Annotated in this window: 13 protein-coding genes; 7 read left to right on the top strand and 6 right to left on the bottom strand. The window is 55.3% G+C overall.

Features of this window, described 5'->3' with window-relative positions:
- Positions 1–152: 152 nt before the first annotated feature.
- Both nudB and aspS read right to left on the bottom strand, forming a co-directional pair.
- Entirely contained in the window at positions 153–584 is a 432-nt protein-coding gene (nudB, locus tag K6R05_RS08085; protein WP_161733124.1) for a dihydroneopterin triphosphate diphosphatase, read from the bottom strand.
- Positions 584–2362 carry an aspartate--tRNA ligase gene (gene aspS, locus K6R05_RS08080; RefSeq protein WP_222925375.1) on the bottom strand — a complete coding sequence of 593 codons (1779 nt, stop codon included), beginning with the start codon at positions 2360–2362 and terminating at the stop codon, positions 584–586. The genes nudB and aspS overlap by 1 nt, the downstream gene beginning before the upstream one ends.
- A gap of 211 nt (positions 2363–2573) precedes the next feature.
- Here aspS and K6R05_RS08075 point away from each other — a divergent pair, with 211 nt between their 5' ends.
- From K6R05_RS08075 to cmoB, 4 genes are all read left to right on the top strand, one after another.
- Positions 2574–3395, top strand: a complete 822-nt coding sequence (locus tag K6R05_RS08075) for a DUF72 domain-containing protein (RefSeq protein WP_222925374.1) — start codon at positions 2574–2576, stop codon at positions 3393–3395.
- Positions 3396–3464: 69 nt separating this feature from the next.
- Positions 3465–3860, top strand: coding sequence for an MAPEG family protein (locus tag K6R05_RS08070; RefSeq protein ID WP_161733130.1), 396 nt, complete (start codon positions 3465–3467; stop codon positions 3858–3860).
- Positions 3861–3941: 81 nt separating this feature from the next.
- A complete protein-coding gene (cmoA, locus tag K6R05_RS08065; protein WP_222925373.1) occupies positions 3942–4670 on the top strand; it encodes a carboxy-S-adenosyl-L-methionine synthase CmoA in 729 nt (242 codons plus the stop codon).
- Positions 4667–5635, top strand: a complete 969-nt coding sequence (cmoB, locus tag K6R05_RS08060) for a tRNA 5-methoxyuridine(34)/uridine 5-oxyacetic acid(34) synthase CmoB (RefSeq protein ID WP_222925372.1) — start codon at positions 4667–4669, stop codon at positions 5633–5635. The genes cmoA and cmoB overlap by 4 nt, the downstream gene beginning before the upstream one ends.
- A 4-nt stretch (positions 5636–5639) precedes the next feature.
- On the opposite strand, the gene K6R05_RS08055 is transcribed toward cmoB, so the two are convergent.
- Positions 5640–6263 carry a LysE family translocator gene (locus tag K6R05_RS08055; RefSeq protein WP_222925371.1) on the bottom strand — a complete coding sequence of 208 codons (624 nt, stop codon included), beginning with the start codon at positions 6261–6263 and terminating at the stop codon, positions 5640–5642.
- Between the two features lie 146 nt (positions 6264–6409).
- On the opposite strand from K6R05_RS08055, the gene K6R05_RS08050 reads away from it, so the two are divergent.
- The gene (locus tag K6R05_RS08050) at positions 6410–7507 is read left to right on the top strand and encodes a glycerol dehydrogenase (RefSeq protein ID WP_222925370.1); all 1098 of its coding nucleotides are present in this window, start codon (positions 6410–6412) and stop codon (positions 7505–7507) included.
- A gap of 30 nt (positions 7508–7537) precedes the next feature.
- Here the strand turns inward: K6R05_RS08050 and K6R05_RS08045 are convergent, their stop codons facing one another.
- Both K6R05_RS08045 and cutC read right to left on the bottom strand, forming a co-directional pair.
- Positions 7538–8383 carry a hypothetical protein gene (locus K6R05_RS08045; protein ID WP_161733138.1) on the bottom strand — a complete coding sequence of 282 codons (846 nt, stop codon included), beginning with the start codon at positions 8381–8383 and terminating at the stop codon, positions 7538–7540.
- Positions 8384–8720: 337 nt separating this feature from the next.
- Entirely contained in the window at positions 8721–9473 is a 753-nt protein-coding gene (gene cutC, locus K6R05_RS08040; protein ID WP_161733140.1) for a copper homeostasis protein CutC, read from the bottom strand.
- A gap of 85 nt (positions 9474–9558) precedes the next feature.
- Here cutC and K6R05_RS08035 point away from each other — a divergent pair, with 85 nt between their 5' ends.
- Positions 9559–10704 carry a MalY/PatB family protein gene (locus K6R05_RS08035; RefSeq protein WP_222925369.1) on the top strand — a complete coding sequence of 382 codons (1146 nt, stop codon included), beginning with the start codon at positions 9559–9561 and terminating at the stop codon, positions 10702–10704.
- On the opposite strand, the gene K6R05_RS08030 is transcribed toward K6R05_RS08035, so the two are convergent.
- A complete protein-coding gene (locus K6R05_RS08030; protein WP_161733145.1) occupies positions 10701–11264 on the bottom strand; it encodes a VOC family protein in 564 nt (187 codons plus the stop codon). The genes K6R05_RS08035 and K6R05_RS08030 overlap by 4 nt on opposite strands.
- Positions 11265–11575: 311 nt before the next feature.
- On the opposite strand from K6R05_RS08030, the gene K6R05_RS22105 reads away from it, so the two are divergent.
- The gene (locus tag K6R05_RS22105) at positions 11576–11698 is read left to right on the top strand and encodes a hypothetical protein (protein WP_009089698.1); all 123 of its coding nucleotides are present in this window, start codon (positions 11576–11578) and stop codon (positions 11696–11698) included.
- Positions 11699–11795: the final 97 nt, after the last annotated feature.

The following is an 11795-nucleotide window of genomic DNA, read 5'->3' as shown; positions in this document are numbered from 1 at the left end:
CTGTGTACGCAGGGGATTCGCGCTGACGGTGAACAATTTCGTGGCGAGGATGACGCCTGACTGTTCAATAGGTTGGTGTAGTCCTGTTAAAACTCACCAGATTCATAAAATTTAATCTATCCGCCGCCGGAATACCGGGCGATGGCGAGCATTCAGATAAATTCTTCAATTGCCTGGCGATTACTCCATGATCGGGTTAATGCTGCAGCGTCAGCGGGTGCCAGCCAGCGAAACGCCAGATGCTCGGTCAGCGTGATATTACGCTCTTCCGGCAATTGCAGGCGAAACCAGTGCTCGTGATTATGGGTAACATCCGGCGCATAGCGATGGCGGAAATGGGGGAAGATTTCAAAATCAATCTGACGCTGACAATCCTCTATTTCCAGCTGCTCAGCCAGCACGTTAATGCCGACCTCTTCATGCACCTCACGACACGCGGTTGTCAGCGGTGACTCTCCCGCTTCCAGGCTGCCGGTCACCGACTGCCAGAACGTGGGATCGTCACGCCGCTGCAGCATCAGCACCCGGCCAGTATCGCGCGCCGAAATGACGACCAGCACTGAAACCGGGTGTTTATAGCCCATTATTTATTCTCAGGCTTTTCTTTTTTAACCACCTGGATGCCAAGCTCCAGCAGAGAAGCCGGGTTCGCTTCGCTTGGCGCTTCGGTCATCATGCAGGCTGCCGCCGTGGTTTTCGGGAACGCGATAACGTCACGAATGTTGTCGGTGCCGGTCAGCAGCATGGTCAGGCGATCCAGACCAAAAGCCAGGCCTGCATGCGGTGGTGTACCGAACTTCAGCGCATCCAGCAGGAAGCCAAACTTCTCGCGCTGCTCATGCTCTTCAATACCCAGAATGCTGAACACCGTCTGCTGCATTTTGCCGTTGTGGATACGCACTGAACCGCCGCCAACTTCATAACCGTTGATCACCATGTCATAAGCATTCGCCACGGCACGTGTCGGGTCGGCTGCCAGTTCTTCTGCGCTCATCTCTTTTGGCGCAGTGAACGGATGGTGCATGGCGGCCAGACCGCCTTCCTCGTCCTCTTCGAACATCGGGAAGTCGATCACCCACAGCGGTGCCCAGGCGTTCTCATCGGTGATGTTCAGCTCGCGGCCCACTTTCAGGCGAAGCGCACCCAGTGCGTCAGCGACCACTTTGGCGCGGTCAGCACCAAAGAAGATAATGTCGCCATCCTGCGCGCCGGTACGGCTCAGAATGCCTTCAACGATCTCTGCATTCAGGAACTTGGCAACCGGACTCTGCACGCCTTCCAGGCCATCTGCACGGACGTTAACCTTCATCCACGCCAGCCCTTTCGCGCCGTAAATCTCCACGAATTTGCCATATTCATCAATCTGCTTACGGCTCAGCTGCGCACCCGTCGGTACACGCAGCGCGGCAACACGGCCTTTTTCGTCGTTAGCCGGGCCAGAGAAGACCTGGAACTCCACGTTTTTCAGCAGGTCGCCAACGTCCACCAGCTCCATCGGGTTACGCAGATCCGGCTTATCGGAACCGTAGCGATGCATCGCTTCCGCAAAGGTCATCTGCGGGAACGCACCGAGATCTATGCCCTGCACGTCCTGCCACAGATTGCGGATTAAACGCTCCATGATTTCGCGCACCTGTGGCGCAGTCATAAAGGAGGTTTCTACGTCGATCTGGGTAAACTCTGGCTGACGATCGGCACGTAAATCTTCATCGCGGAAGCATTTTACGATCTGATAGTAGCGGTCAAAGCCGGACATCATCAGCAGCTGTTTGAACAGCTGTGGTGACTGCGGCAGCGCATAGAATTTGCCTTTGTGAACCCGGCTTGGCACCAGATAGTCGCGCGCGCCTTCTGGCGTCGCCTTGGTCAGCATCGGGGTTTCGATATCCAGGAACCCTTCGTCATCCATAAAGCGACGGACAAAGCTGGTGATTTTTGCGCGGGTTTTCAAACGCGTCACCATCTCAGGGCGACGCAGATCCAGGTAGCGGTATTTCAGGCGCGCTTCTTCGCTGTTGGTCTGGTTGGAGTCCAGCGGCAGTGGCTCAGAGCGGTTGATAATGGTCAGCGCCTGGGCAAACACTTCGACTTCGCCGGTCGCCATGTCGCTGTTTTTGTTCTTCTCATCGCGTGCGCGCACAGTACCGGTGATCTGGATGCAGAATTCGTTACGCAGTTCAGAAGCCAGCTTAAATGCGTCCTGACGATCGGGATCAAAAAATACCTGCACGATGCCTTCACGGTCGCGCATGTCGATAAAAATCAAACTGCCCAGATCGCGACGGCGGTTTACCCAGCCGCAAAGCGTGACTTGCTGACCCACATGAGACAGATTGAGCTGTCCGCAATATTCTGTACGCATAACACTATCCTTTTAACTTCGCCGCTGCAGCTGACAGCATCCGGCCGCGTTACCTGATGCGATGCTGTCGCAAAAATGGCGGCCATTATAATGGAAAAAGCCAGACAGGATAAGCAGATCAGCGCCAAAGCACCGATTTCCTGTGTGCATTTGCCCCTCAGCCTGACCATAGCGGATAATGAGATCACTTAACCTGCAGCCAGGAGCGCGCGTGACACTTCGTATTGGCCTGCCCCAGTGGCAGCATTCACACTGGAAACGCTGGGGTATCGAAAGCCTGGCGGACTATGCCCGCTACTTTCACTGCGTAGAGGGAAATACCACCCTCTATGCGCTGCCGAATGCTGAAACGGTGATGCGCTGGCGCGACATGACCCACGATGCATTTCGCTTCTGCTTTAAATTTCCCAACACCATCAGCCATCAGGCGGCGCTGCAGCATAGCGATGATCTGCTGACCGATTTTCTGCGCCTGATGGAGCCGCTGGCCGATCGCATCGGTCAGTACTGGCTGCAGCTGCCCGCCAGCTTCTCCCCGGCACAGCTCAACGACCTGTGGCGTTTTCTGGATAGTCTGCCGCGCCGTTTTCACTATGGCGTTGAAGTGCGTCATCCGGCTTTCTTTGCCAAGGGCGAGGCGGAACGGTCATTGAATCGGGGCCTGCTGACCCGTGGCATCAATCGTGTAATCCTCGACAGCCGTCCGGTTCACGCCTCCACCTCGCAAAGCCCGGCGGCGCTGGTCGCGCGTTCGCAGAAGCCGAGAGTGCCGCCGCATGCCCTGCGAACTGGCTCGCAGCCGATGGTGCGGTTTATCGGCAGCGACAGCGTGGACGAGAGCGTGCCGCTGTTCCAGATCTGGCGTACTAAGCTGGCTGAGTGGCAGCGACAGGGCGACGCCATGCTGTTTCTGCACACGCCCGATATGGGTCAGGTCTTTCCGCTGGTGCAGGCACTCTGGCCGCAGTTGCAGGAGATCGATCCGGCTATTGGTAACGGACCCGACTGGCCGCAACAGACGTCACTGTTTTGATTGCGTTACAGGACAGCGGGCTGTGCGCCCGTTAGAATCGAATCATTATGGACAGTCGCGGGAGTGGCTATGGTTAGCGCGTTATATGTGGTGATAGGGGCATTGCTGATAATGAAATTCACGCTGGACGTGGTGCGTTACCGTCGGTTCTACCGGGTGGCGTATGGCGATGGCGGCTATCACGACCTGAAAATGGCGATCCGCATTCATGGCAATGCCATCGAAACCATTCCACTGGCGCTGTTTCTGCTGGTGATGATGGAGATGAACGGCGCCGATATCTGGATGGTGCATCTCACCGGCCTGCTGTTCTTTATCAGCCGCCTGCTGCACGCATGGGGATTGCGCAGCAGCGCCATGGCGGGCCGTAAATATGGCATGCTCCTGACGCTGTTTTCACTGTGTGGCATGGTGATTTTCAACCTGATTTATATGCCGTGGGAACTGGTCCTGACGTTCCATTAAGCCAGCCTGGGTTAAGGGGTGCAGCCCGCCCCACTTTCTGCGAGAATAGCGCCCTTTCCGTCGTCTCTTCGGATTTTCGATATGTCTGACCGCGATCAACTCTTCTCAGCGCCCATTGCAAAACTGGGCGACTGGACTTTTGACGAGCGTGTAGCTGAAGTCTTTCCTGACATGATTCAGCGCTCGGTGCCCGGCTATTCCAACATCATTTCGATGATTGGCATGCTGGCAGAACGTTTTGTGACTCCGGACAGCAGGGTCTATGACCTGGGCTGCTCGCTGGGTGCGGCCACCCTTTCGGTGCGTCGCAATATTCATGTGCCGGGTTGCCAGATCATCGCGGTGGATAACTCCCCGGCGATGGTGGAGCGCTGTCGTCGCCATCTTGATGCGTTTCGCGCGGACACACCGGTCACGGTGCTGGAAGCGGATATCCGCGACATTGAGATTGAAAACGCCTCGCTGGTGGTACTCAACTTCACGCTGCAGTTTCTTGAGCCGCCTGCGCGTCTGGCGCTGCTGGAAAAGATCTGGCAGGGACTGAAACCCGGCGGCGCGCTGGTGCTGTCGGAGAAGTTCAGCTTTGAAGATGCCGAGGTCGGTGAGCTGCTGTTTAACATGCATCACGACTTCAAGCGCGCCAACGGCTACAGCGAACTGGAAATCAGCCAGAAACGCAGCATGCTGGAAAATGTGATGCTGACTGACAGCGTTGAAGCGCATAAAGCCCGCCTGAAACAGGCCGGGTTCTCGCACGCCGAACTCTGGTTCCAGTGCTTTAATTTTGGATCTCTGGTGGCGTTGAAATGATCGACTTTGGCCGTTTTTATCAGCAAATTGCAGTGGGCCCGCTGGCGAAGTGGCTGGAAGTCTTACCGGCGCAAATCAGTGAGTGGCAGCGTGAAAACCTGCACGGGCACTTTCGTGACTGGTACAAGTCGCTGGAGTATCTGCCGCTGCTGGAACCGCAAAAACTGGACCTGCTGCACAGCGTCACCGCCGACCGCGATGACATCAGCGACCGCCATCGTGAGGGGATTGAGAAATTACTGCGTAACCTGATGCCGTGGCGCAAAGGGCCTTATTTCCTCTATGGCACCCACATCAACACAGAATGGCGATCTGACTGGAAGTGGGAACGCGTGATACCGCACATCTCCCCGCTGGCGGGCCGCACAGTACTGGATGTCGGCTGTGGCAGCGGTTACCACATGTGGCGGATGATTGGCGCAGGCGCACACCTGGTGGTCGGCATCGATCCGATGCAGCTGTTCCTGGTGCAGTTCGAAGCAGTGCGTAAGCTGCTGAATGACGATCGCCGTGCGCATATGCTGCCGCTGGGCATTGAGCAACTCCCAGCGTTACAGGCGTTTGATACTGTATTTTCGATGGGTGTTCTCTATCACCGTCGTTCGCCGCTGGATCACTTGCTACAACTAAAAAATCAGCTGGTGAGCGGAGGCGAGCTGGTGCTGGAAACGCTGGTGATTGAAGGCGATGTGAATCAGGTGCTGGTGCCCGGTGAACGCTATGCACAGATGCGCAATGTGTTCTTTATCCCTTCAGCGAAAGCGCTGAAAAGCTGGCTGGAGAAAAGCGGCTTTGTCGATGTGCGGATTGTCGATTTTGCTCTGACCACCACCGAAGAGCAGCGCCGTACCGACTGGATGACCAGCGAGTCGCTGGCTGAATTCCTCGACCCTGATGATCCCAGCAAAACGGTTGAAGGCTATCCGGCGCCTCTGCGCGCCGTTCTGGTCGCCACCAAACCTTAATACCCTAGCGGCGAGACAACGCCAGTTTCGCCGCAAATCCAATAAATACACAGCCGGTCAGACGATCCATCCCCTTCAGCACCGTCGGTTTTCGCAGATGGCTGGCGAAATAGTGGCTGCCGCCAATCAGTACCGCATTCCAGAACAGCCCCAGTAGCATGTGCGCCAGTGCCATCAGTGTGCACCAGAGCGTCACGGACGCCCCCGCCGGAATGAACTGTGGCAGAAAAGTGACGTAAAACACGCCAATTTTCGGATTCAGCAGATTTCCCATTAATCCCCGACTGAAGCAGGCCAGATAGCCCTGCTGATGTGCAGGCTGTTCAGCTGTCCCCACGGATTGCTGACGCGGCTTAAGCAGCAGCTTTATGCCCAGACAGAGCAGCCAGCCTGCACCGATCCACTTTAGCAGGTTATAGGCGATTTCAGAGGCCATCAGCAGCGCGCCCAGCCCCAGCCCAACTGCGATCCCCCAAAGCAGACAACCCAGCGTTACGCCAAGGGCTGTCGCCCAGGCGCGTTGCCAGCCCTGTGCAATGGCGGTTCGCAGCACCAGCGCGGTATCAAATCCAGGTGTGAGTGTCAGAATAGTTATCGCAAACAGAAATGAAAAGAGCGTGGCGCTCATGACGATTCTCCGTTATTTCTCCCGGCAAGGGGTGTTCAGGCAGCTTAACAGCCCATGGAGCAGTCATGCGCGGAATCGACTGCCACTCTGAGTGGATTGTGCCAGGCTGGATCGGGTCGAACCATTCATTTTAAGGAGATGTGATTATGAGTAAATTTATTTTTTCATCACCCCGTAAATATGTGCAGGGCGCAGGTGTGCTGGATGAGCTGGGAACGTACCTGACTGAACTGGGCGATCAGGCCTTTCTGGTGGCGGATGACGTTGTCTGGAAGCTGATTGGCGAACGCACACAACAGACATTGCAGTCCGCCGGGGTGAAATTCAGCTGGCAGCAGTTTAACGGCGAGGCATCCAGTAATGAGATCACCCGTCTCAGTGCGCTGGCGAAGAGCCAGGGCTGTAACGTGATTGTCGGGCTGGGCGGCGGCAAAACGCTGGACACGGTTAAGGCGGTGGCGGACGAACTTAAACAGCCGGTGGCCATCGTGCCGACCATTGCCTCCACCGATGCCCCCTGTAGTGCGCTATCAGTCATCTACTCTGACAGCGGCGTATTTGAGAGCTATCGCTTCTACAGCAAAAATCCCGATTTGGTGCTGGTCGATACGGCAGTCTGCGCCAGTGCACCTGCGCGGCTCTTTGCCTCCGGCATTGCCGATGGTCTGGCCACCTGGGTTGAAGCGCAGGCAGTGGCGCGCTCCCATGCGAAATCGATGGTCAGCGGCGATCCGACCCTTGCCGGACTGGCGATTGCCCGCGCCTGCGAAGAAACACTGCTTAAGTGGGGATACAGCGCATACATCGCCGTTACCGAAAAACGGGTCACGCCCGCAGTGGAAGCGGTGGTTGAGGCGAACACGCTGCTTTCAGGGCTGGGCTTTGAAAACGGCGGGCTGGCAGCCGCCCACGCTATTCACAATGGTTTTACCGCCATCGATGGCGATATCCATCATCTCACCCACGGCGAGAAAGTCGCCTACGGCACACTGACGCAGATGGTGCTTGAGCAGCGGTCGGATGAGGAAATTGCGCGCTATATTCGTTTCTATCGCAGCATCAACATGCCGACCACGTTGCGTGAAATGCATCTGGAAAATGAAAGCTGGGAAAATCTGGTGAAAGTGGGGGCATTGGCGAACAGTGAGGGCGATACGCTGAAAAACCTCAACCCTCATCTGTCACCGGAAGATATCGCCAACGCCCTGCTGGCGCTGGATGCCTTTAGTCAGATGGTGAAATAAGCCGCCAACAGGCGATCATCCGATCGCCTGTTACTCTTCTGCCGCAGGCTGGTCCCAGTACTCATATTTGTAGGCGGAACTGAGATGGCGCTCAATGGTGCCACGCGTAAAGATTTCGGTTTCATGCAGATAGCTCAGTGTACAGTTGCCAACCTCATCCCAGGACTGACACTCATCGACCGACCGGATAGTGCTAAGCGGTGTGGTCGCAGTGCCGTTGAGCCGCACTTCACGCCACTGGTGATCGTAGGTGTATTCGTCGGTCCCCCGGGCAGAGGTGGTGCGCGTCACCAGACCTTTTGGGTTCCAGTGGTAGTGGAACTCGCCGTTGGTCAGCGGATCGCTGCCACGTGCCACACTCTTCTCCAGTCGTAGCTGGCGATCATACCGATAGGTGGTGTCGGTAAAGCCGCTTTTACCCATGCTGGTAAATCTGTCGGAAGCGCTGGTGATAGTGCCACGCTGGCCTTTCTGCCAGTTAATCGTTCCCTGCCGGTTATCAACCACGACTTCCCTGCCCTCTTTCAGCACTTTTACCAGATACGCATATTCCGCCACCCAGCCGTCCTGTACCCGGGCGATGTGTTGCTCCATGCTGAGGATCACGTTGCGTTCACTTTTGTCGTAGCTGACGTCAGCCACCGTCAGATTGCCGCAGGCGTCAAACTGTCCCAGCACCCGCTTTTGCGAATTCACATCTTTACCAAATTCACCTGCAATCACCTGCTTCACCGCGCCTTTCGCATTTCCGCCAAGCAAAATCAGGGTATTACTGCTGGAAACGGCGGTGTTGTCTGGCCCACATACGCTGGCCGCAGCGCTTCCAGTACTAGCGGTCAGTATCAGGCTTAAAGTAAGAATCTGATTGCGTTTCATAGGGTAAATTCCAGGCGACGTTGCTTTCAGTGTAAACGCTGTGGAGATGAACAGCGGCGATGATTTAAGCCAGCATCGCCTTTTAAACATCGAAAATGCGACAAGGCGCCAGCGTAACGGATAAAGCGCATGTTAAGGATGCCGTCAGGCCTTAAATTCCTGGATGACATTAATTAGTTAGTAAAAGGCAGGCATTTTAACTGAACCGGACGAAACGCTGTCACGGCAAACGGAGCGTGTTTTACACAAAAAGAACCCCAGCAAGCTGTACTGGGGTTTGGTACTTGCAAACACCACGTCAATGATCGGCGTGCTGCGCGGCAAAATCTGTTGTGGTTCAGGCAACCCGAACGGTGCTCATCTGCATCACGCTTTTCATCGCCTCAACCACATCGCCGTCTACGCAGTAGCGGCTGAACTCATCGGTTTCGGCTTCAGAACACATGGAGACACCCGCTTTGCGGTAGCGCATCGGTGACGCCGTCAGGCGACTGGCCGAGCTATGGACTTCATCAATCCCCATGTCGAGAAACTTTTGCAGGTTGCTGAGACGCACGCCCGCACCTGCCATAATAATAGGACCGGTACTGGTCTCATTTAGTTCCCGAAGTAATGCAATTCCGTTTTCAGCGCTCTGCTGCTGACCGGATGTCAGAATGCGCGCTACACCCAAATCCGTTAACGCTTCCAGTGCGCGCTTAGGGCTGTGACAGAGATCGAAGGCGCGATGGAAGGTCACCGCCAGACCGTCACACAGCGCCATAATCTGTCGCATCTGCCCCTGATGAATATGGGCGTCTTCATCCAGCATCCCAATCACCAGACCGGGAAAACCGAGTTCACGAATTAACGCCACATCCGATTTCATCGCCTCGAATTCACGTGCGGTGTAACAAAAATCGCCACCCCGTGGCCGGACAATAGGATGAACCGGAATCGAAACCTCGCGCCGGGCGGCATTCAGCATCCCCGCAGACGGGGTCAGGCCGCCTTCGCGCGGTGCGGCACAAAGTTCAACCCGATCAGCGCCCGCCTGTTGTGCGGTCACGGCGCAATCCACGCCATAGCAGCAAATTTCCAGTGTGGTCATTCTCTTCTCCTTTACATGACTCTGGTTCAAGGCAGATTCATCAGTTAGTCTGGCTGCTGGAATGAGTTTACCGGGAAAGTTAACTATGGCATTCAATTTCGACCAACGGATAGACCGTCGTCACAGCGATAGCCTTAAATGGAACAAATATGCGGACCAGGACATTCTGCCGTTGTGGGTGGCAGATACGGATTTCCGATCCCCTGACTGCGTCATCGAGGCAATTAAGACCCGCGCCGTGCATGGGATTTTTGGTTATGGTGATACGCCGGTGGCGTTTATTGACAGTGCGATAGCGTGGCTCGCCTCACGCTATCAGTGGCACGTTAATCCGGAGTGGATTGTGGTGTTGCCGGGTGTCGTGAGCGGGCTTAATCTCGCCGTGCGTGCGTTTACCGCGCCGGACGAGCTGACGATTGCCCCTACGCCAATCTATCCACCGTTTCGCGGTTCGGCAAAACTGGCAGAACGGGGTCAGCTCAATCTGCCGCTGACGCTGAAACAGGGACGCTGGGTGCTGGATATGGATGCGGCTGAAGATCAGTTCACCAGCAAAGAGCGGCTGTTAATGCTGTGTAATCCGCAGAACCCGGGCGGCACCGTTTATCGGCGCGACGAACTGCAGGCGCAGCTGGAATTTGCGCATAAGCACGATCTTATCGTCTGTTCAGACGAGATCCACAGCGATCTGCTGCTGGAACCGGGCGCTAAACACATTCCGTTTGCGTCGCTGAGTGAAGATGCCGCTCAGCGCAGTGTGACACTGATGTCACCCTCCAAGAGCTTTAATATTGCTGGTCTGGGTGCGTCCATTGCCATTATCCCTGATGCTGAACTGCGTGCGCGCTTTAACCGAATGCGACGCGGTATTGTGCCGGATGTGGATATTCTGGCGCTCACCGCCGCGGCAGCGGCATGGCGCGAAGGTGAACCCTGGCTGCAGGCGCAGAATACCTACCTGCGAAGTAATCGTGACTGGCTGGTCTCACAGGTTAATAAAATGACCGGTCTGTCCGTCGCCGCGCCGGAAGCGACCTACCTGGCCTGGATCGACGCCAGTGCGCTGGGTGTGGCCAGTCCTGCCCTCTATTTTGAGAAGCACGGACTCGGCTTAACCGCCGGTCGCGAGTTTGGCAATGACCAGTTTGTCCGGCTCAATTTTGGCTGTACCCGCGCGCTGCTGGATGAGGCCGTTGCGCGCCTGAAGCGCGCAGTAGCCGCCCGTATCTAGTTCTGCTCGCTGGCGACAATCTCTTCCAGTCGCCATGGGTGAAACTTGATTGTTGTCTGCCCATCCGTTACCGCCAGGGTCGGATTGGGCAAACGCTCATTCTCGCCCTGCGGTGAGCTGGTTTTAAATGAAATACCCGGCTGCGTCAGCGCGTCATCGGAAAGCAATGCCATCGCGCGCATGCCCAGCGTCTGATGATCGCCGCGCAACACCACTTCAATATGCTCCCAGCCTTCATGGCGATAACGCTTTTCACCCGGCCACGGCAGTTCAACCACATCAACTTGCCTGCCCGCCACGAACAGCGGATCATGTAGTTTAAACAGGCATATCTGTCTTCCGTTGATCATCGCTGCTGAAAATTCAGTACCAATCTGCTGCAGGCCTTGCTGCCAGCGCATTGCCGTCGTGTCCTGATGACAACGCAGCGAAATATGGTCAACTTCCAGATCGTTAAGGCGCAAACCCAGTCTCTGCGCAAAACTTTGCAACGATTCTTCAAAACGTCCTAAATCTGTCTTTAAATCATCCAATTCTGCCGGAAAAGATTGCTCAGCCACCGGGATTCCTCTCTGTTTGTTTAGTCTTTATAATCAGTCTGGTTCATTGTGCACCGCGTGCTCCGCATCACAAAATGGTAAGATTCATCTTATTTGGCCCGGAATTTAACGCAAAACCGTATAATAACATCTTTCATTTCGGATTTATCTCCTGTTTAGGGCCATGAGTTCCTTGATGAAAGCACCTTAAGCATTTGATTTAAATGACCTTCTTTAATACAATAAGATAACTCTTATTTGAACGGCAAACAATTGCAGCCTCCCCCGCCTTCCTATAAATTTGACCTAACACAACCAAAAGGAATGGCTCTATGTCTATGCTCATCGTTGTCGCTGTCCTGATCGCACTGATGGGGTTTGCAATTTCCCGCCATTGGAAGGTGCGCGAAGATAAAAGCGTAAAGAACCCTCGCCGTCATCTGCGACGTCGTTAACGCCTCCGGGAAACATCTTCTTCAGCTCTGTTTCCCCGCTTCATCCAACTGCTGACGCCCATCCACATTTCACGTATACTTTTCCCCTCATTTTTTT

This window comes from Pantoea alfalfae, assembly GCF_019880205.1.
GTDB classification, from domain to species: Bacteria; Pseudomonadota; Gammaproteobacteria; order Enterobacterales; family Enterobacteriaceae; genus Pantoea; species Pantoea alfalfae.
This window is presented reverse-complemented; position numbering and strand designations above follow the sequence as displayed.

Bases quoted from the DNA above. Each gene is read 5' to 3' on its own strand.
- K6R05_RS08070 (WP_161733130.1), top strand. From the start codon at position 3,465: ATGGTTAGCGCGTTATATGTGGTGATAGGGGCATTGCTGATAATGAAA.
- K6R05_RS08050 (WP_222925370.1), top strand. From the start codon at position 6,410: ATGAGTAAATTTATTTTTTCATCACCCCGTAAATATGTGCAGGGCGCA.
- aspS (WP_222925375.1), bottom strand. From the start codon at position 2,362: ATGCGTACAGAATATTGCGGACAGCTCAATCTGTCTCATGTGGGTCAG.
- cutC (WP_161733140.1), bottom strand. From the start codon at position 9,473: ATGACCACACTGGAAATTTGCTGCTATGGCGTGGATTGCGCCGTGACC.
- cmoA (WP_222925373.1), top strand. From the start codon at position 3,942: ATGTCTGACCGCGATCAACTCTTCTCAGCGCCCATTGCAAAACTGGGC.
- nudB (WP_161733124.1), bottom strand. From the start codon at position 584: ATGGGCTATAAACACCCGGTTTCAGTGCTGGTCGTCATTTCGGCGCGC.
- K6R05_RS22105 (WP_009089698.1), top strand. From the start codon at position 11,576: ATGTCTATGCTCATCGTTGTCGCTGTCCTGATCGCACTGATGGGGTTT.
- K6R05_RS08045 (WP_161733138.1), bottom strand. From the start codon at position 8,383: ATGAAACGCAATCAGATTCTTACTTTAAGCCTGATACTGACCGCTAGT.
- K6R05_RS08035 (WP_222925369.1), top strand. From the start codon at position 9,559: ATGGCATTCAATTTCGACCAACGGATAGACCGTCGTCACAGCGATAGC.
- K6R05_RS08055 (WP_222925371.1), bottom strand. From the start codon at position 6,263: ATGAGCGCCACGCTCTTTTCATTTCTGTTTGCGATAACTATTCTGACA.
- cmoB (WP_222925372.1), top strand. From the start codon at position 4,667: ATGATCGACTTTGGCCGTTTTTATCAGCAAATTGCAGTGGGCCCGCTG.